The following is a 19,425-nucleotide window of genomic DNA, read 5'->3' on the forward strand; positions in this document are numbered from 1 at the left end:
GGATTTGTACGTATTACGCGATATTGACGTCAAGCAACTAAATGCTCTTGCGTTGGCTTATATGGGTGATGGAGTTTTCGAACAGGCGATACGAGAACACCTTCTGCGCTCTGGGCGTGTAAGACCGAATGTGTTGCATAAACAAGCAACTCGCTACGTTTCCGCTAAAGCACAGGCCGCGGTAATTAAAGAAATGCTGGAGAGCGGATTTATGTCGGATGAAGAGGAAACGATTATGAAACGTGGCCGCAATGCAAAGTCTGGATCTGTCCCGAAAAACACAGATGTTTTAACGTACAATTACAGTTCGGGCTTTGAAGCGGTGCTCGGGTATTTATATTTGCTTAAGAGAACCGAAAGAGTCGAGGAATTTATCAAGTACTCTATCGAATTTGTAGAAAGACCAAAGGAGGAAACATTATGACAGAAATTGAATCGGAGTTGATTGGTGGTAAAAACCCAATTGCAGAAGCTCTCCGTTCTGGTAGAGAACTTAATAAAATATGGATTGCTGAAGGTTTAAATAAAAAAGGGATTGGTGAAATACTGTCCCTTGCGAACGAAGCGAAAATAATTGTTCAGGCAGTGCCAAAGAGAAAACTTGACGGAATGTTAGATATGAATCATCAAGGAATAATAGCATCGGTTGCAGCTTATAAGTACGCTGAGGTTGAGGATTTATTTGATGTTGCAACAAAGCGTGGGGAAGATCCATTCTTTCTAATTCTTGATGAGTTGGAGGATCCGCATAACCTTGGATCCATATTAAGAACTGCAGATGCATCGGGCGTTCACGGGATTATAATTCCAAGACGTCGTGCTGTTGGATTGACCGGAGTAGTTGCAAAAGCGTCTACCGGTGCGATTGAACATATTCCTGTCGTACGAGTGAATAATATATCGCAAACTGTCGAAGAACTGAAAAAGCGCGGTGTTTGGATTGCGGGAACAGATGCAACTCACTCGACCGATTATCGATTGATGGATGCAACACTCCCTCTTGCAATAATTATTGGTAGCGAAGGAAAAGGTATGTCTAGAATACTAAAAGAGAAGTGCGACTTTCTCTACCACTTGCCAATGATTGGTCATGTAACTTCACTGAACGCTTCTGTAGCGGCATCAATTTTAATGTACGAGGTGCTTCGCAAACGTCAACCGAACCTTTCTGAAAAATGAGGAAGGACGTACTCCTAGTCGATGGGTATAACATCATTGGTGCATGGGAGGAACTGCGTCAAATGAAAGAGGAACGTTTAGCGAATGCGCGTGATCGTTTAATAGAGCGTTTGGCGGAATATAAAGCGTATACGGGATGGCGAGTAATTATTGTGTTTGATGCGCACTTAATTGCAGGGATTGAAAAGAAGAAACTTAAACATGATTTAGAAGTTGTGTATACCAGGGAAAACGAAACTGCTGATGAACGCATTGAAAAACTTGTCATTAAAATGGCGAGTAGAAGTGTTCAAGTCCATGTAGCCACATCCGACTTGACCGAGCAGTGGGTTATCTTTGCACACGGTGCGCTTAGAATATCAGCGCGAGAATTGGAAATTGAAATGGATGATATTGATAAAAAGATCTCTCAGAGAGTGAAAGATTTCCAAGAAAAAAGACCGTTTTCAAAAATAGCGCTAACAGATGAAGTTGCGGAAATATTTGAAAAATGGCGACGTGGAATAAAATGAATCCTTGACGCAAAAATTTCTTATACGGTATACTTAGATATATTACATGTTCGGTAGAACTAGATAGAGAGAAATAGCCGACTAAAAATACTGCAGAAGTCCTGGAAAACTCAGGCTCATTCGTCCTGTGGTAAATAATATATCAATGCATATTTGTGTAATTCTAAACAATTGTTACTACTTTGTATAACGGCCTATGACGAATCGGGGGTGATCCATGTGGTTGGGCAGACGCACGTTGAGAGCGAAATAGCTAATTTCACAGCTTTATCTGACGAGGAAATCATTGAAATAATCCATGAGGGTAATACGGATGCACTTGATTTTCTTATAACGAAATACTTATCTTTTGTCAGATTAAAGGGTCGTTCATACTTTTTAATTGGTGGAGATAGGGAAGACATCATTCAAGAAGGAATGATTGGTCTATACAAAGCGATACGAGACTTTAAGGCGGATAGATTGAGTTCTTTTAAAGCTTTTGCAGAACTTTGTATTACTCGGCAAATCATAACGGCCATTAAAACAGCAACACGGCAAAAGCATATCCCTCTTAATTCTTCTATTTCTTTGGACAGGCCAGTTTACGCAGAAGATTCGGAGCGGACATTACTCGATATGGTTGCAGGTCCGGCACTAGATGATCCTGAAGGTCTTATCATTCACCGAGAAGACTTTTCCCATATGGAAAAAGAGATGAATAAAGTGTTGAGCGGTTTAGAAAAACAAGTATTGGCACTTTATCTGGAAGGTCAATCGTACCAAGAGATTTCAGATGAGTTGAATCGTCAAGTAAAATCCGTAGACAATGCTTTACAGCGAATTAAGCGTAAGCTTGAACGTTATATGCAAGTCGATGCAATTCACTAGAAATACCGTTTCCAAGCATATTGACATGAGTTATGTAAAATGTTACTCTTTAGCAAGACTATGAGTCGTATAGGGTGAGAAAATGGCCAAAAAGATAATATTGAGTTGCGATGTATGCGGTTCCCGAAACTATTCGGTACCAGCAGGCAAAGATCGAGCAACAGAGCGATTAACAATAAAAAAATACTGTAGACATTGCAATGGGCATACGGTCCACAGGCAAACAGCTTAAAAATTGTACGCCGTATAGCAGTAATATATCTTTATTCGGAGGGTTACGATACAATGGGTAAGATTAGCGGTTTCTTAAAAGCGGTAGTTTCAGAAATGCGAAAAGTCAGTTGGCCAAAGCGTAAAGAATTAACGCGCTATACAATCGTTGTACTTACAACAGTTGTCTTTATGGCTATTTTCTTTGGGGTTACAGATCTTGGTATCTCGACCTTCATGGAATGGTATCTTGCGTTATAATAAAAGAAATATAATAATCGCCTGAAAAATAGCCCGTTCTGCAACGTGTACGGGTTTTTTTATCATTTGTAGAAAAAGGAGGGACGGACGTTTAGTCCTTATTGTTATGGATATGGAGAAAAATTGGTATGTCGTTCATACGTACTCGGGTTATGAAAATAAGGTGAAAGCCAACCTGGAAAAACGTGTTGAAACGATGGGTATGTCAGATAAAATCTTCCGTGTAATTATCCCGGAAGAAGAAGAAACTGATTTTAAAGATGGTAAAAAACGTGTCCTTATGAAGAAGACGTTTCCTGGATATGTTCTTGTTGAGATTATTATGACAGACGATTCTTGGTACGTTGTACGTAACACTCCAGGAGTAACTGGTTTTATTGGTTCATCAGGTGGAGGGGCAAAACCGACACCGTTATTGCCTGAAGAAGTAGAATTTATTCTGAAACAAATGGGTGTTAAAGAAGGTAGAACCGAAATAGATTTCTCTATTGGAGAAATGGTTCAAGTTCTCGAAGGTCCATTTGCGCACTTCCAAGGTAAGGTTGAAGAGATTGATGAAGACAAGGGTAAAGTGAAAGTATCGGTTGATATGTTTGGCCGGGAAACAAATATGGAACTTGATTTTATACAGATTGAAAAAATATAATTAATTATTACTTGCATCAGGTGAGTAATAGTGTTATTATTTCAAAGGTCAGGCTAGAATTGTTTGGTTTGGACAAAAAAATAAACTACCGGCGGAAGTCGGCAGGCACATATTGAGTGGGAGGGGCAACCCTATTACCACATCACGGACTTAAGGAGGTGTGTTTCGTGGCTAAAAAAGTTACTAAGATTGTTAAATTGCAAATTCCCGCTGGAAAAGCGAATCCGGCTCCACCAGTTGGACCGGCGCTAGGTCAAGCAGGTGTGAACATAATGGGATTCTGTAAAGAATTCAATGCGCGTACAGCGGATCAAGCAGGTCTTATTATACCTGTAGTTATTTCTGTATTTGAAGATCGTTCATTTACTTTTATTACAAAAACTCCACCGGCAGCAGTATTGCTAAAGGTTGCAGCTAATCTTCAAAAAGGTTCAGGTGAACCGAACAAAACGAAGGTTGCTACTGTGAAGCGTGATAAAGTTCGCGAAATTGCAGAACAAAAAATGCCAGATCTAAACGCAGCGACAGTTGAAGCAGCGATGGCAATGGTTGAAGGTACTGCACGCAGTATGGGAATCAAGATCGAAGATTGATTCTGTAATGTTGTTTTGTTGTAGTGGGGGTTGCGGAAGTTCTTTGGTTTTGGGACACGCAGCCCTTATTTCGTGGGAGGTTCAATCCGTTAAAACCACAATTGAGGAGGAAATTTTAAATGGTTAAAAGAGGTAAGAAATTCAAAGAAGCAATTAAACTTGTCGATAATACAAAAGCGTATTCTATAACAGAAGCTGTTGAACTTGCGAAGAAAACGAGCACAGTTAACTTTGACGCAACAGTTGAAGTAGCATTCCGTCTTGGAATTGACACTCGTAAAAACGATCAGCAAATTCGTGGAGCAGTTGTTCTTCCGAATGGTACTGGTAAAGTTCAGCGCGTTCTAGTTTTCGCTAAAGGTGAAAAACTTAAAGAAGCTGAAGCTGCAGGTGCTGACTTTGTTGGCGATGCAGACTATATCGCGAAAATCCAACAAGGATGGTTCGATTTCGATGTTATCGTAGCGACACCTGACATGATGGGTGAAGTAGGTAAGATCGGTCGCCTTCTTGGACCAAAAGGTCTTATGCCAAATCCGAGAACGGGTACTGTAACGTTTGACGTGGCAAAAGCTATTGGAGAAATCAAAGCAGGTAAAGTGGAATATCGTGCGGACAAAGCGGGAATCATTCACGCTCCAATCGGTAAGGTTTCATTTGACGATGCGAAGTTGGAAGAAAACTTTAGAACTGTATTTGAAACAGTTCAAAAAGCGAAGCCAGCATCAGCGAAAGGTACTTACATGAAGTCTGTCAACTTGACGACTACAATGGGTCCTTCTCTGAAAATTGATCCTTCAAGTGTTGTAATTAAAAAGTAATATTGACAAAAATGAAATCTTCTTGTAGGATTAATTTTGTTGTTCAATAGCAATACCATTTGTACCGTAGACAGTAGGAGCGGCTTGCCGTTTAAATTTCCTACCGAGGACAAGACGCTCTTTATGATTAAAGATGACGACTTTTCTGCCCTCGATTCTACTATTCGTAGATCGTGGGCTTTTTTATACCGGTATAAGTGACCCCAAACTTATTAGGAGGTGTCCAGATGAGCAAAGTGTTAGAAGCTAAACAAGCAGTTGTTGGCGAAATCGCAGGAAAATTGAATGCAGCAGCTTCGGTTGTTGTTGTTGATTATCGCGGTCTTACTGTAAGTCAATTAACAGATCTTCGAAAAGAACTTCGTGAAGCAGGTGTTGAGTTCAAAGTTTATAAAAACTCGATGACACGTCGTGCGACTGAAACTGCCGGACTTGAAGGGTTGAACGAACACCTTACAGGACCGAATGCAATCGCATTCTCGAACGAAGACGTTGTTGCTCCAGCAAAAATTATTAATAATTTTGCTAAGAAAAACGACAAACTTGAAATTAAAGCTGGCGTAATCGAAGGTGTAATTGCATCTAAAGAAGACGTTAAAGCATTGGCAGAACTACCATCACGCGATGGTTTACTATCTATGCTTCTCAGTGTACTACAAGCTCCAATGCGCAACCTTGCACTTATTACAAAAGCAGTTGCAGAACAAAAAGAAGAACAAGAAGAACAAGGCGCATAATCAAGCGGCTTGACATAAAACTTGCGAGTTAGCCGCGAATGAATAGTTTGTAGGTTACTTGACAAAAAAATATTAGGAGGAAATTATAATGACTAAAGAACAAATCCTAGAAGCTGTTAAAGAAATGACAGTTCTTGAACTTAACGACCTTGTAAAAGCAATCGAAGAAGAATTTGGCGTAACTGCAGCTGCACCTGTTGCAGCAGCTGGTGGCGGAGCGGCTGTTGAAGAAGAGCAATCTGAATTCGACGTTATCCTTACTGCTGCTGGAGACAAGAAAATCCAAGTTATCAAAGCAGTTCGTGAAATTACTGGTCTTGGCTTGAAAGAAGCTAAAGCTGTAGTTGACGAAGCTCCAAAAGCTGTTAAAGAAGCTGTTTCTAAAGAAGAAGCTGAAGAAGTAAAAGCTAAGCTTGAAGAAGCAGGCGCTTCTGTAGAAGTTAAGTAATCTTTGTCAATAAATGAAGAAAAGCTCGTCGATAAAAAGACGGGCTTTTCTTCTTTTGCTATTTTTTGTAGATATTCCTTTATAAATTGGAGGGGTCTATATGTCTGAACACTATTATACGAGTAATCCAAAAGTAAAAAGTACGCCAACAGAATGGTCTACGGAACTGCGTGGAAAGACTCTACGGTTTAGGACGGATGCAGGTGTATTTAGTAAAGGTGAAGTGGATTTTGGTTCGCGACTACTTGCTGAAACATTTGTGATGACCGAAACAGAAGGTAATGTACTCGATGTTGGTTGTGGCTATGGACCTATTGGGTTATCGATATCCGCATCATTTCCAGAGCGAAGTGTGCATATGGTTGACGTGAATGACCGGGCGCTTGATCTAGCAAAGCTTAATGCGGAGCTAAATAAAGTTGTGAATTGTAAAATCTATTCAAGTGATGCATTATCTGCTGTTACTGAGGAAGAATTCGCTGCTATTTTGACGAATCCTCCAATACGTGCAGGGAAAGATACGGTATTCAAATTTTACGACGAAGCTTATTCGAAATTGAAAAGTGGTGGCGAGTTGTGGGTAGTGATCCAGAAGAAACAGGGTGCGCCTTCAACAATGAATCATCTAATCAATCTATTTGGCGCTGTGGAAACAGTCGACAAGAAGAAAGGTTACTACATTTTGAAAGTTGTAAAGTCTTGACTGCTAAGATTCTTTAAGGTAGTGTTATAAGATGCATAAATTAATATCATGCATTCGTGTGCCCTTTTGCATGAAAGATGTTAATAAAAGGTATACTGATGATGAATAAAAGAGTTTCAAACCGAAAATGAGCTCTTGCTAGAACTCGTTTTCTTTTTTGTTTTGTCGATATCATACACTATTTTTTTGATTTGGCAAAGAACTATTATTGTATTATGAGGGGTGAATGAGTTGACAGGTCATCTAGTTCAGTATGGTCAACACCGTCAGCGTAGAAGTTTCGCGAGGATTAAAGAAGTGCTCGAGCTTCCGAATCTGATTGAAATACAGACGGCATCTTACGAATGGTTCATGGAAGAAGGATTATTGGAGATGTTCCGTGATATATCTCCGATTCAAGACTTCACAGGGAACCTTTCATTAGAATTTATCGATTATCATTTGGAAGCACCAAAGTATCCAGTTGATGAATCGAAGGAACGTGACGTAACCTATGCAGCACCGCTTCGAGTTAAAGTCAGACTCCATAACAAAGAGACTGAAGAAGTGAAAGAGCAAGATGTCTTTATGGGTGATTTCCCACTCATGACTGAAAACGGTACGTTTGTTATCAACGGTGCGGAGAGAGTTATCGTTTCCCAGTTAGTTCGTTCTCCAAGCGTTTATTACAACGCCAAAGTTGATAAAAACGGAAAACGTGGATTTGGTGCTACAGTTATACCAAATCGTGGAGCATGGCTAGAATATGAAATTGATGCAAGAGATGTTGTTCATGTCAGAATTGACCGGACGCGTAAATTGCCAATTACTGTTTTACTTCGTGCACTCGGATTTTCAACAGATGAAGAAATTATTGAATTAATCGGAGATAACGAGTATTTACAAAATACTCTTGAAAAAGACAATACCGAAAACTCCGATAAAGCATTGCTTGAAATTTATGAACGACTACGTCCGGGTGAGCCTCCAACGCTCGATAGTGCGAAGAACCTATTGTTCTCACGTTTCTTTGATGCGAAAAGGTATGACCTAGCAAATGTTGGTCGTTACAAAATGAATAAAAAACTTCATGTTCAAAACCGTCTGTTCAATCAAACACTCGCGGAGACACTCGTCGATCCCGAAACAGGCGAAATCCTCTTGGAAAAAGATGAACTTATTGATCGCCGTGCGTTAGATCGTCTTCTGCCTCACTTGGAAAAAGGGATAGGTTTCGAAGAAATATCCCATGCCGGTGGCGTTCTTGACGAGAGTATTACGATCCAGACTATCAAAATATATGCCCCTAAGAATGATGAGAAACAAGTAGTTAACGTAATATCGAATGCATACGTAGATGATTCTATAAAACATGTTACGCCTGCCGATATCGTTGCGTCAATTAGTTATTTCTTTAACCTATTACATGGAGTTGGAAACACAGATGATATTGACCACCTTGGTAACCGTCGTCTGCGTTCGGTAGGTGAACTACTGCAAAACCAATTCCGAATCGGACTTTCCAGAATGGAACGAGTCGTTAAAGAGCGTATGTCGATTAATGACACACAATCAATTGTTCCTCAACAACTCATTAATATACGGCCGGTTATTGCGTCTATTAAAGAGTTTTTTGGTAGCTCACAACTTTCACAGTTTATGGATCAGACAAACCCGCTTGCAGAATTAACGCATAAGCGTCGACTCTCTGCACTTGGACCCGGTGGATTGACAAGAGAACGTGCAGGTATGGAAGTACGTGACGTTCACTATTCTCACTATGGTCGTATGTGTCCGATTGAAACTCCAGAGGGGCCAAACATCGGACTTATCAACTCGCTATCTACATTTGCGAAAGTAAATAAATTCGGATTTATTGAAACTCCATATCGAAAAGTAGATCCTGAAACAGGTCGCGTAACTGCTCAAATTGATTATTTAACTGCTGACATCGAAGATAATTACGTCGTTGCCCAAGCAAATTCGATACTTAATGAAGACGGTTCATTCGAAAATGAAGGTGTCGTTGGCCGTTTTCAAGGGGATAACACAGTCTTCAAACGTGAGCAAATTGACTATATGGATGTTTCACCAAAACAAGTAGTTTCTGCAGCAACAGCTTGTATCCCGTTTTTAGAAAACGATGACTCTAACAGAGCACTTATGGGTGCGAACATGCAACGTCAAGCAGTTCCATTACTTAATCCAGAAGCACCTTTAGTTGGAACAGGTATGGAACATGTGTCAGCCCGTGATTCTGGGGCAGCGGTTCTTTCTTTATATGAAGGTATCGTAGAACATGTCGAAGCAAGCGAGATTCGCGTTCGTCGCATTGAAACGGTTGATGGAAAAGAAGTGAAGGGCGATATTACATCGTTTAAGCTAGATAACTTCATCCGTTCAAACCAGGGAACATGTTACAATCAACGTCCAATTGTTAGTGTTGGCGATAGAGTTTCTCCTAAAGAGATACTCGCTGACGGACCTTCAATGGAAAATGGAGAGTTAGCTTTAGGGCGTAACGTTCTAACTGCTTTCATGACATGGGATGGTTTCAACTATGAAGATGCAATTATAATGAGTGAACGTCTTGTGAAAGATGATGTATATACTTCGGTTCATATCGAAGAATACGAATCTGAAGCAAGAGATACAAAACTAGGTCCTGAAGAAATTACACGAGATATTCCAAACGTAGGTGAAGAAGCATTGCGCCATTTGGATGATCGTGGAATTATTCGTATAGGAGCCGAAGTACGGGATGGAGACATTCTAGTCGGTAAAGTAACACCAAAAGGTGTAACTGAATTGACTGCTGAAGAGCGACTTTTACATGCTATCTTTGGTGAAAAAGCACGTGAAGTTCGTGATACTTCTCTTCGTGTACCACATGGTGCTGGAGGAATTATCTTGGACGTTAAAGTGTTTAATCGTGAAGATGGAGACGAATTACCACCAGGTGTAAACCAACTTGTCCGTGCATACATTGTTCAAAAACGGAAAATCTCTGTTGGTGATAAAATGGCTGGTCGTCACGGAAACAAGGGTGTTATTTCAAGAATATTACCTGAATCGGATATGCCATATATGCCCGATGGTACACCAATTGACGTTATGCTTAACCCATTAGGTGTTCCATCACGTATGAACATCGGACAGGTTCTTGAAATGCATCTTGGTATGGCTGCTCGAAGTCTCGGACTTCACATGGCATCTCCGGTATTTGACGGAGCCAACGAAGACGATGTTTGGAACACGATGGAAGAAGCTGGAATGGATCGCGATGGTAAAACAATGTTGTATGACGGTCGTTCTGGTGAAGCATTCGACAACCGTGTTTCTGTCGGAGTCATGTATTTAATTAAACTTGCGCATATGGTCGATGATAAGCTACATGCTCGTTCAACAGGACCATATTCACTTGTTACGCAACAGCCTCTTGGAGGTAAAGCACAGTTTGGTGGACAACGTTTTGGAGAAATGGAAGTTTGGGCACTTGAAGCCTATGGTGCGGCTTATACACTTCAAGAAATATTGACAGTGAAGTCGGATGATGTCGTTGGACGTGTGAAAACATATGAAGCGATTGTCAAAGGTGAAAATGTTCCTCAACCTGGAGTTCCTGAGTCATTTAAGGTATTGATTAAAGAACTTCAAAGTCTTGGTTTGGATGTTAAAATGCTCTCTGCGGATTACGAAGAGATAGAATTACGTGATCTTGACGAAGGCGACGACATGCAACCCACAGATGCTCTAAATCTTGTAAAAGTCGATTAATCGACTTTTTCATTATCTATAACGGAAGGAGAAACTATTGTTTCTCCAACTGTTTTATTCATAAAGTTTCACGCTTGCTCGGAAAAAGCAATCGCTAGCAATAAGACTAAAGGGAGGTAGGCTCCTTGGTAGACGTAAACAATTTTGAGTATATGAAGATAGGTCTCGCTTCATCAGATAAGATACGTTCATGGTCCTATGGTGAAGTTAAGAAGCCAGAAACAATAAATTATCGTACATTAAGACCGGAAAAAGAAGGTTTGTTCTGCGAACGGATTTTTGGTCCTACAAAAGACTGGGAATGTCATTGTGGTAAATACAAACGTGTTCGTTATAAAGGTGTAGTTTGTGATCGTTGCGGAGTAGAAGTGACGCGTCAAAAAGTACGTCGTGAGCGTATGGGGCATATTGAACTTGCTGCTCAAGTAACACATATTTGGTACTTCAAAGGAATACCGAGTCGTATGGGCTTGATTTTAGACATGACTCCACGTGCGCTTGAAGAGATTATTTATTTCGCTTCTTACGTTGTCGTAGAACCTGCAGATACACCACTTGAACGAAAACAGCTTCTATCCGAAAGAGAATACCGCATTTACCGTGAAAAATACGGTACTAAATTCCAAGCACTTATGGGTGCAGAAGCAATCGAACGTCTTTTAGCGGCGATTGATTTGGATAAAGAAGCGGAATCTCTTAAAGAAGAACTGAAAACTGTTCAGGGGCAACGTCGTACACGTGCAATTAGACGTCTTGATGTTGTAGAATCGTTCCGTAATTCAGGGAATAAGCCTGAATGGATGGTACTTGAAGTTCTTCCGGTAATACCGCCAGAACTACGTCCGATGGTACAGCTTGACGGTGGACGTTTTGCAACTTCCGACCTGAATGATTTGTACCGTAGGGTTATTAACCGGAATAATAGATTGAAAAGATTACTTGATCTAGGAGCGCCTGGCATTATCGTTCAAAACGAGAAGCGCATGCTTCAAGAGGCTGTTGATGCACTAGTTGATAATGGTCGTCGTGGTCGTCCAGTTACAGGACCGGGTAACCGTCCGCTTAAATCCCTTTCACATATGTTGAAAGGAAAACAAGGTCGTTTCCGTCAAAACTTACTAGGTAAGCGAGTAGATTATTCAGGTCGTTCAGTTATTGTTGTTGGACCCAACTTGAAGATGTATCAGTGTGGTCTACCTAAAGAAATGGCGATTGAGTTATTTAAACCATTTGTGATGAAAGAACTCGTTGAACGAGGACTTGCTCATAATATTAAAAGTGCTAAACGTAAAATTGAACGTCTTCATTCAGAAGTATGGGATGTTCTCGAAGATGTCATTAAGGAGCACCCGGTTCTTTTAAACCGAGCACCGACACTTCACCGTTTAGGAATTCAAGCCTTCGAACCAATACTTGTCGAAGGACGCGCAATTACTCTTCACCCTCTCGTTTGTACAGCTTATAACGCTGACTTCGATGGTGACCAAATGGCAGTTCACGTTCCGTTATCTGCAGAAGCACAAGCTGAAGCTCGTCTTCTAATGCTAGCAGCGCAAAATATATTGAACCCTAAAGATGGAAAGCCAGTAGTTACTCCGTCCCAGGATATGGTTTTAGGGAACTATTACCTAACACTTGAGCGCGAAGGAGCAACAGGTGAAGGATTTACATTCCGTGATACGGATGAAGCGTTAATCGCTTATCATAACGGACATGTTCATCTTCATTCACGAATCGCAGTCCAAGCTAGTTCTATTAATAACCCGAATTTCACAGAAGAACAAAATAGAATGCTTCTACTAACAACTGTAGGGAAATTAATTTTCAATGAAATTCTACCGGATTCATTCCCGTATATTAATGAGCCGACAGATTTCAACTTACAAGTAGAAACACCTGCTAAGTACTTTATATCAGGTACTGTGGATCCGAAGAAGCATATTTTGGAAGCTGAACTCGTGCCACCATTCAAGAAACAGATTTTACAGAACATCATTGCGGAGATATTCAAGATTTTCCACATTACGGAAACGTCAAGAATGCTCGACCGCATGAAAGACCTAGGATTCAAATATTCGACTCGTGCGGGTATTACAATCGGAATGTCCGATATCGTAGTTCTTCATAACAAGGGCGAAATCCTGGATGAAGCTCAAACTAAGGTAGATAACGTACTGAAGCAATTCCGTCGTGGTCTTATTACGGAAGAAGAACGTTATGACCGTGTTATTTCATATTGGAGTCATGCAAAAGACGTCATTCAGGAAAAGCTGATAGAATCTCTTGACCATACGAATCCTATATATATGATGAGTGACTCGGGTGCTCGTGGTAACGCATCAAACTTTACGCAGTTAGCGGGTATGCGTGGTCTGATGGCCAACCCGGCAGGTAAGATTATCGAATTGCCAATCAAATCTTCTTTCCGTGAGGGATTAACAGTACTTGAGTACTTTATCTCTACACACGGAGCACGTAAAGGACTTGCGGATACGGCACTTAAGACTGCCGATTCAGGTTACTTGACGCGTAGACTTGTTGATGTTGCACAAGATGTTATCGTTCGTGAAGACGAGTGTGGAACAGATCGTGGGCTTGAGATTTCTGCTCTTATGGAAGGTGCAGAATTGATTGAAGGCTTAGACGAGCGTATTGTTGGTCGTCATACGAAGAAAACAATTATTCATCCGGAGACGGGCAAAGTAATTCTTGCTCGAAACGAAATGATCACTGAGGATGTTGCGCGTATTGTTATGGACGCAGGATTCGAAAAGATTACGATTCGTTCAGCATTTACTTGTAACACGAAGCACGGCGTCTGTAAGAAATGTTACGGCATTAACTTGGCGACGGGTGAAAATGTTGAAGTTGGTGAAGCGGTTGGAATCATTGCAGCTCAGTCAATTGGTGAGCCGGGTACTCAGCTTACAATGAGAACGTTCCATACAGGTGGAGTTGCAGGGGATGACATTACACAAGGTCTTCCACGTATACAGGAGATTTTTGAATCACGGAATCCGAAAGGTCAAGCCGTTATTTCAGAAATCAAAGGAGAAATTACCGAAATCGAGGAAATCCGTGAAGGACTGAAGGAAATTACTGTCACGGGTGACGTTGAAACACGTAAATATCTTGCACCTTACAATGGTCGTCTTAAAGTAGATGTTGGAGATTTCATCGATCGTGGTGAACCGATGACGGAAGGTTCTATTGATCCGAAGCAACTTATTGTAGTAAAAGATGTTGCTACTGTTCAAGAATACCTTTTGAAAGAAGTTCAAAAAGTTTACCGTAGCCAAGGTGTTGAAATTGGTGATAAACACGTTGAAGTAATGGTTCGTCAAATGCTTCGTAAAGTACGAATTATTGAAGCAGGTAATACAGATTTATTACCAGGGTCATTAGTCGATATCCACCAATTCTCTGATGCAAACAAAATTGTGCTTGATGCTGGAAGAATACCTGCGACGTGTCGTCCAGTCATTCTCGGTATTACAAAAGCTTCACTTGAAACAGAATCATTCCTTTCTGCGGCTTCTTTCCAAGAGACAACACGTGTCTTGACTGATGCAGCAATTAGAGGGAAAACCGACGAACTACTTGGATTGAAGGAAAACGTCATTATCGGTAAACTCGTACCAGCGGGTACTGGAATGCAGCGTTACCGTCAAATCCGAATGGATCAAGAGGAAATGCAAAATACCGATAATAAAGTTACTGCAGAGTAATCTTTAAAAGGTGCGGGGGAAGTAGAAAAAGATTTCCCCCGTTTTTCTATTTAAGCATTGACAGTAATCTATAGAGATGATAATATACAAAAGGTTGATAGTTAAATGTCTGTACTTTGGAGGATATGTAAATGTCTTATGAAAAAGTTGAGCAGGCCAAGATAACAATCATTGGTACTAAGCAGACAGTGAAAGCAATATATACAGGAATAGTGACCGAGGTCATTGTTGCACAGGATGCAGAAGAGCGGATAATTGTCCCAGCGCTGGAGGCAGCCAAACTTCATGATATCCTAGTGACATATGTGGATTCCAAGAAAAAACTTGGCGAAGCGTGTGGCATACAGGTCAGTGCAGCCGTTGTTGCAATTACTGGGTAACAGTTTTTGTGCACTTGAAGCACAAAGACTTTGTTTTTTACCTAAAAATGAACCACCTGGATGTGTGGTCTTACAAAAGAAGTTTGAAGGGAGGACAAATCAATGCCTACAATTAACCAACTGGTTCGCAAACCACGTAAGCCTAAAGTGGAAAGCTCTAAATCACCAGCACTTGGAAAAAGCTATAACAGTTTCAAAAAGTCAATGACAAACGTGAACTCACCACAAAAAAGAGGTGTTTGTACACGTGTTGGAACAATGACACCGAAAAAGCCAAACTCGGCTCTTCGTAAATACGCACGTGTTCGTTTGACGAACTCAATGGAAGTTAACGCTTATATCGGTGGAGAAGGTCATAACCTTCAAGAACACAGCGTTGTACTTCTTCGCGGAGGACGTGTTAAGGATTTACCGGGTGTACGTTACCATATCGTACGCGGTGCACTTGATACAGCTGGAGTTACAGGTCGTATGCAAAGCCGTTCAAAATACGGAGCTAAAAGACCTAAAGTTAAAAAGTAAATTATACAAACCAATAGTTATTCAAGCGATATCCGCTTGAAAACTCAATTATCGAAAGGAGGAAAACAATATGCCTCGTAAAGGCCCAGTAACAAAGCGTGACGTACTTCCGGATCCGATTTATAATTCGAAACTCGTTTCACGTCTTATCAATTCAATGATGGTTGACGGTAAAAAAGGTACATCACAAAAAATCCTCTATGGTGCGTTCGAACTTGTTAAAGAACGTTCTGGCAAGGATCCACTTGAAGTATTTGAAACAGCTTTAGCAAACGTAATGCCCGTACTTGAGGTGCGTGCACGTCGTGTAGGTGGAGCAAACTATCAAGTTCCTGTTGAAGTTCGTCCTGAGCGTCGTACGACACTAGGTCTTCGTTTCTTCGTACTCTATTCACGTCGCCGTGGAGAGAAGACGATGGAAGAACGTCTTGCGAATGAAATCCTTGATGCTTCTAACAACACAGGTGCGTCGGTTAAACGTCGCGAAGAATTACACAAAATGGCAGATGCGAATAAAGCGTTTGCTCACTATCGTTGGTAATACTCTAATTCGAAATGGAAGGAGATCTACAATATGGCTAGAAAATTCTCCTTAGAGAATACTCGTAATATTGGAATCATGGCCCATATCGACGCGGGTAAGACTACGACGACTGAGCGGATTCTTTATTATACTGGTAAAATCCACAAAATCGGAGAAACGCACGAAGGTGCTTCTCAAATGGACTGGATGGCGCAGGAACAAGAACGTGGAATTACGATCACTTCCGCTGCTACAACGGCAGAATGGAAGGGTCACCGTGTAAATATCATCGATACACCAGGTCACGTAGACTTCACAGTTGAAGTTGAACGTTCACTACGTGTACTTGATGGTGCAGTAACGGTACTTGATGCACAATCAGGTGTTGAGCCACAAACTGAAACAGTATGGCGCCAGGCTACAAGCTATGGTGTACCACGTCTTGTTTTTGTTAACAAAATGGATAAAACAGGTGCGGATTTCTTATATTCAGTAGGAACTCTTCGCGATCGTCTTGGTGCGAACGCACACCCAATTCAACTACCAATCGGTGCGGAAGATCAATTCCACTCGATTATTGACTTAGTTGAAATGAATGTTATTAATTACGGTGATGATACAGGAATGAATACTGAGATTTCAGAAATTCCTGAAGAACACCTTGCTTTAGCGGAAGAGTACCGTGATAAACTAATCGAAGCCGTTGTAGACTTTGATGAAGTTCTTCTAGAAAAATACTTAAATGGTGAAGAAATTTCAAAAGCAGAAATTAAGCAGGCAATTCGCAAAGCTACGCTTGCAGTTGAGTTCTATCCGGTAGTATGTGGAACGGCATTCAAGAATAAAGGTGTACAACTTGTTCTAGACGCTGTTATCGACTACCTACCATCACCAACTGATATTCTTCCAATGAAAGGGACAAACCCTGACACAGAAGAAGACGAAGAACGCCCAGCAGACGATTCTGCACCGTTCTCTGCACTAGCATTTAAAGTTATGACGGATCCTTATGTAGGGAAACTTACATTCTTCCGCGTATACTCTGGTACTTTGCAGTCCGGTTCATATGTTCAAAACTCTTCAAAAGGAAAACGTGAGCGTGTAGGTCGTATTCTACAAATGCATGCGGATTCTCGTACAGAAATTGCAGAAGTACACTCTGGAGATATTGCGGCAGCAGTAGGTCTTAAAGATACAGGAACTGGTGATACACTTTGTGACGACAAAGCACTCATTATCCTTGAATCGATGGACTTCCCAGAACCAGTTATTTCACTTTCGGTTGAGCCTAAAACGAAAGCAGACCAAGACAAGATGGGTCAAGCTCTTATTAAGCTCCAAGAAGAAGATCCAACATTCCGTGCACATACAGACCAAGAGACTGGCGAAGTAATCATCGCAGGTATGGGTGAACTTCACCTAGACGTTCTAGTTGACCGTATGCGTCGTGAATTTAATGTAGAAGCAAACGTTGGTGCACCACAAGTTTCTTATCGTGAGACATTCCGTCAATCAGCGGAAGTTGAAGGTAAGTTTGTACGCCAATCAGGTGGACGTGGACAATTTGGACACGTTTGGATCGAATTCTCTCCTAACGAAGAAGGAAAAGGATTCGAATTCATTAACAACGTAGTTGGTGGTTCTGTACCACGTGAATATATTCCTGCAGTTGAAGCAGGTATCCGTGACTCACTCGACAACGGTGTAGTTGCTGGATATCCACTTATCGATATTAAAGCTCGTCTTTATGACGGTTCTTATCATGATGTCGACTCTAACGAAATGGCATTTAAAATTGCTGCATCTATGGCACTTAAGAATGCTGTTAAATACGTCAACCCGGTTATACTTGAGCCGATGATGAAAGTTGAAGTAACGATTCCTGAAGAGTACATGGGCGATATTATGGGTGACATCACATCTCGACGCGGCCGCGTTGAAGGTATGGATGCACGCGGTAACGCACAATTAGTACGTTCGATGGTTCCTCTAGCTGAGATGTTCGGTTATGCGACTTCTTTACGTTCAAACACGCAAGGTCGCGGTGTATTCTCAATGACATTCGATCACTACGAGGAAGTACCAAAGTCAATTGCTGAAGAAATTATCAAGAAAAATAAAGGTGAATAATTGTAATTTGCTTTTATTTGAAGTATAAATTAATTGTAAGTCAATGGATGTTAGAGGAATTTTTTCCTCTTGCATCTATTAAAAAATATAAACTTGTATATTCTAAGGAGGATTTCAAAAATGGGTAAAGAGAAATTTGATCGCTCAAAAGCACATGCTAACGTTGGAACAATCGGTCACGTTGACCATGGTAAAACTACATTAACTGCTGCAATCGCAACTGTCCTAGCTAAAAGATCAGGTGGTTCAGCAATGTCATACGCACAGGTTGATAATGCACCTGAAGAAAAAGAGCGTGGTATTACTATCAACACGTCTCACGTTGAATACGAAACAGCTACACGTCACTACGCACACGTAGACTGCCCGGGTCACGCTGACTATGTTAAAAACATGATCACTGGTGCAGCACAAATGGACGGCGGAATCCTAGTTGTTTCTGCAGCTGATGGTCCAATGCCACAAACACGTGAGCATATCTTGCTTTCACGTCAAGTAGGTGTTCCTTATCTAGTAGTCTTCATGAACAAATGTGACATGGTTGACGACGAGGAACTAATTGAATTAGTAGAGATGGAAATTCGCGATCTTCTATCTGAATATGATTTCCCTGGCGATGACATTCCTGTCATTAAAGGTTCTGCTCTTAAAGCACTTGAAGGCGAAGAAGCATGGGAAGACAAAATCATCGAACTTATGGATGCTGTTGACTCATATATTCCAACACCACCACGTGATACTGAAAAGCCATTCATGATGCCTGTTGAGGATGTATTCTCAATTACAGGTCGTGGAACAGTTGCTACAGGACGTGTTGAGCGTGGCCAAGTTAAAATCGGTGACGTTGTTGATATCGTTGGTATTGTTGAAGAAGCAAAATCTACAACAGTTACTGGTGTAGAGATGTTCCGTAAACTTCTTGATTATGCTGAAGCTGGAGACAACATTGGTGCACTTTTACGTGGAGTTTCACGTGATGATATCCAACGTGGTCAAGTACTTGCTAAACCAGGTACTATTATTCCACACACAGAATTTACTGCTGAAGTATATGTACTATCAAAAGAAGAGGGTGGACGTCATACTCCATTCTTCACAAACTACCGTCCACAGTTCTACTTCCGTACAACTGATGTAACTGGTGTTTGTAATCTTCCAGAAGGCGTAGAAATGGTTATGCCTGGTGATAACGTTGAAATGACAATCACTTTGATTAACCCAATTGCTCTTGAAGAAGGTACGAAATTCTCTATCCGTGAGGGTGGACGTACTGTAGGCGCGGGCGTTGTAGCAACAATCCAAAAATAATTATATTTTTAAAGATCCTGCCAACCTGGTAGGATCTTTTTTTATGTAAAAAAGGGTTTTTACATATCAAGCTTAGATTGTGAAAAGTAATTTTTCGA

The 19,425-nt window shown here is 41.0% G+C and carries 19 protein-coding genes and 1 other annotated feature; all 19 genes read left to right on the forward strand.

Going from position 1 to position 19,425, the window contains the following annotated elements:
- Nucleotides 1–4: 4 nt before the first annotated feature.
- The 19 genes from ACFSFY_RS16930 (at nucleotide 5) to tuf (ending at nucleotide 19,327) form a co-directional block, all read left to right on the forward strand.
- Nucleotides 5–424 (forward strand): Mini-ribonuclease 3, encoded by a 420-nt coding sequence (locus ACFSFY_RS16930; protein ID WP_381540126.1) that lies wholly within the window; start codon nucleotides 5–7, stop codon nucleotides 422–424.
- Nucleotides 421–1,179: a 23S rRNA (guanosine(2251)-2'-O)-methyltransferase RlmB gene (gene rlmB / locus ACFSFY_RS16935; protein ID WP_381540129.1), complete on the forward strand. Its 759-nt coding sequence runs from the start codon at nucleotides 421–423 to the stop codon at nucleotides 1,177–1,179. Before ACFSFY_RS16930 ends, rlmB begins: the two co-directional genes overlap by 4 nt.
- Nucleotides 1,176–1,691, forward strand: coding sequence for an NYN domain-containing protein (locus ACFSFY_RS16940; protein WP_381540131.1), 516 nt, complete (start codon nucleotides 1,176–1,178; stop codon nucleotides 1,689–1,691). The genes rlmB and ACFSFY_RS16940 overlap by 4 nt, the downstream gene beginning before the upstream one ends.
- A gap of 219 nt (nucleotides 1,692–1,910) precedes the next feature.
- Nucleotides 1,911–2,561 (forward strand): RNA polymerase sporulation sigma factor SigH, encoded by a 651-nt coding sequence (sigH, locus tag ACFSFY_RS16945; RefSeq protein WP_381540132.1) that lies wholly within the window; start codon nucleotides 1,911–1,913, stop codon nucleotides 2,559–2,561.
- Between the two features lie 82 nt (nucleotides 2,562–2,643).
- Entirely contained in the window at nucleotides 2,644–2,793 is a 150-nt protein-coding gene (rpmG, locus tag ACFSFY_RS16950) for a 50S ribosomal protein L33 (RefSeq protein ID WP_381540133.1), read from the forward strand.
- A gap of 53 nt (nucleotides 2,794–2,846) precedes the next feature.
- Nucleotides 2,847–3,032, forward strand: coding sequence for a preprotein translocase subunit SecE (gene secE / locus ACFSFY_RS16955; protein ID WP_381540135.1), 186 nt, complete (start codon nucleotides 2,847–2,849; stop codon nucleotides 3,030–3,032).
- Nucleotides 3,033–3,144: 112 nt separating this feature from the next.
- Entirely contained in the window at nucleotides 3,145–3,678 is a 534-nt protein-coding gene (nusG, locus tag ACFSFY_RS16960; RefSeq protein ID WP_381540138.1) for a transcription termination/antitermination protein NusG, read from the forward strand.
- Nucleotides 3,679–3,845: 167 nt separating this feature from the next.
- Nucleotides 3,846–4,271 (forward strand): 50S ribosomal protein L11, encoded by a 426-nt coding sequence (gene rplK, locus ACFSFY_RS16965; protein WP_381540140.1) that lies wholly within the window; start codon nucleotides 3,846–3,848, stop codon nucleotides 4,269–4,271.
- Nucleotides 4,272–4,390: 119 nt separating this feature from the next.
- Nucleotides 4,391–5,092 carry a 50S ribosomal protein L1 gene (gene rplA / locus ACFSFY_RS16970; protein WP_381540143.1) on the forward strand — a complete coding sequence of 234 codons (702 nt, stop codon included), beginning with the start codon at nucleotides 4,391–4,393 and terminating at the stop codon, nucleotides 5,090–5,092.
- A gap of 46 nt (nucleotides 5,093–5,138) precedes the next feature.
- Nucleotides 5,139–5,285: a sequence feature (ribosomal protein L10 leader region), on the forward strand.
- A gap of 34 nt (nucleotides 5,286–5,319) precedes the next feature.
- Nucleotides 5,320–5,829 (forward strand): 50S ribosomal protein L10, encoded by a 510-nt coding sequence (rplJ, locus tag ACFSFY_RS16975; RefSeq protein WP_381540146.1) that lies wholly within the window; start codon nucleotides 5,320–5,322, stop codon nucleotides 5,827–5,829.
- 88 nt (nucleotides 5,830–5,917) lie between these two features.
- Nucleotides 5,918–6,277, forward strand: a complete 360-nt coding sequence (rplL, locus tag ACFSFY_RS16980) for a 50S ribosomal protein L7/L12 (RefSeq protein ID WP_381540149.1) — start codon at nucleotides 5,918–5,920, stop codon at nucleotides 6,275–6,277.
- A gap of 100 nt (nucleotides 6,278–6,377) precedes the next feature.
- On the forward strand, nucleotides 6,378–6,980 hold the full coding sequence (locus ACFSFY_RS16985; protein ID WP_381540152.1) for a class I SAM-dependent methyltransferase: 603 nt from the start codon (nucleotides 6,378–6,380) through the stop codon (nucleotides 6,978–6,980).
- Nucleotides 6,981–7,211: 231 nt separating this feature from the next.
- Complete coding sequence (gene rpoB / locus ACFSFY_RS16990; protein ID WP_381540155.1) at nucleotides 7,212–10,736, forward strand: DNA-directed RNA polymerase subunit beta; 3,525 nt, start codon at nucleotides 7,212–7,214, stop codon at nucleotides 10,734–10,736.
- A gap of 125 nt (nucleotides 10,737–10,861) precedes the next feature.
- Complete coding sequence (rpoC, locus tag ACFSFY_RS16995; RefSeq protein ID WP_381540158.1) at nucleotides 10,862–14,464, forward strand: DNA-directed RNA polymerase subunit beta'; 3,603 nt, start codon at nucleotides 10,862–10,864, stop codon at nucleotides 14,462–14,464.
- A gap of 131 nt (nucleotides 14,465–14,595) precedes the next feature.
- On the forward strand, nucleotides 14,596–14,844 hold the full coding sequence (locus ACFSFY_RS17000; RefSeq protein ID WP_381540159.1) for a ribosomal L7Ae/L30e/S12e/Gadd45 family protein: 249 nt from the start codon (nucleotides 14,596–14,598) through the stop codon (nucleotides 14,842–14,844).
- Between the two features lie 102 nt (nucleotides 14,845–14,946).
- Nucleotides 14,947–15,366: a 30S ribosomal protein S12 gene (rpsL, locus tag ACFSFY_RS17005; RefSeq protein ID WP_381540161.1), complete on the forward strand. Its 420-nt coding sequence runs from the start codon at nucleotides 14,947–14,949 to the stop codon at nucleotides 15,364–15,366.
- 70 nt (nucleotides 15,367–15,436) lie between these two features.
- Nucleotides 15,437–15,907: a 30S ribosomal protein S7 gene (gene rpsG, locus ACFSFY_RS17010; protein ID WP_381540164.1), complete on the forward strand. Its 471-nt coding sequence runs from the start codon at nucleotides 15,437–15,439 to the stop codon at nucleotides 15,905–15,907.
- A 33-nt stretch (nucleotides 15,908–15,940) separates the two neighbouring features.
- Nucleotides 15,941–18,019: an elongation factor G gene (gene fusA, locus ACFSFY_RS17015; RefSeq protein ID WP_381540166.1), complete on the forward strand. Its 2,079-nt coding sequence runs from the start codon at nucleotides 15,941–15,943 to the stop codon at nucleotides 18,017–18,019.
- 120 nt (nucleotides 18,020–18,139) lie between these two features.
- Nucleotides 18,140–19,327 carry an elongation factor Tu gene (gene tuf / locus ACFSFY_RS17020; RefSeq protein WP_381540169.1) on the forward strand — a complete coding sequence of 396 codons (1,188 nt, stop codon included), beginning with the start codon at nucleotides 18,140–18,142 and terminating at the stop codon, nucleotides 19,325–19,327.
- Nucleotides 19,328–19,425 lie beyond the last annotated feature (98 nt).

This window comes from Sporosarcina siberiensis, assembly GCF_042681925.1.
In the GTDB taxonomy this organism is placed as follows: Bacteria; Bacillota; Bacilli; order Bacillales_A; family Planococcaceae; genus Sporosarcina; species Sporosarcina siberiensis.

Bases quoted from the DNA above. Each gene is read 5' to 3' on its own strand.
- rlmB (WP_381540129.1), top strand. From the start codon at position 421: ATGACAGAAATTGAATCGGAGTTGATTGGTGGTAAAAACCCAATTGCA.
- ACFSFY_RS16940 (WP_381540131.1), top strand. From the start codon at position 1,176: ATGAGGAAGGACGTACTCCTAGTCGATGGGTATAACATCATTGGTGCA.
- rpmG (WP_381540133.1), top strand. From the start codon at position 2,644: ATGGCCAAAAAGATAATATTGAGTTGCGATGTATGCGGTTCCCGAAAC.
- secE (WP_381540135.1), top strand. From the start codon at position 2,847: ATGGGTAAGATTAGCGGTTTCTTAAAAGCGGTAGTTTCAGAAATGCGA.
- nusG (WP_381540138.1), top strand. From the start codon at position 3,145: ATGGAGAAAAATTGGTATGTCGTTCATACGTACTCGGGTTATGAAAAT.
- rplA (WP_381540143.1), top strand. From the start codon at position 4,391: ATGGTTAAAAGAGGTAAGAAATTCAAAGAAGCAATTAAACTTGTCGAT.
- rplJ (WP_381540146.1), top strand. From the start codon at position 5,320: ATGAGCAAAGTGTTAGAAGCTAAACAAGCAGTTGTTGGCGAAATCGCA.
- rplL (WP_381540149.1), top strand. From the start codon at position 5,918: ATGACTAAAGAACAAATCCTAGAAGCTGTTAAAGAAATGACAGTTCTT.
- ACFSFY_RS16985 (WP_381540152.1), top strand. From the start codon at position 6,378: ATGTCTGAACACTATTATACGAGTAATCCAAAAGTAAAAAGTACGCCA.
- ACFSFY_RS17000 (WP_381540159.1), top strand. From the start codon at position 14,596: ATGTCTTATGAAAAAGTTGAGCAGGCCAAGATAACAATCATTGGTACT.
- rpsL (WP_381540161.1), top strand. From the start codon at position 14,947: ATGCCTACAATTAACCAACTGGTTCGCAAACCACGTAAGCCTAAAGTG.
- rpsG (WP_381540164.1), top strand. From the start codon at position 15,437: ATGCCTCGTAAAGGCCCAGTAACAAAGCGTGACGTACTTCCGGATCCG.
- fusA (WP_381540166.1), top strand. From the start codon at position 15,941: ATGGCTAGAAAATTCTCCTTAGAGAATACTCGTAATATTGGAATCATG.
- tuf (WP_381540169.1), top strand. From the start codon at position 18,140: ATGGGTAAAGAGAAATTTGATCGCTCAAAAGCACATGCTAACGTTGGA.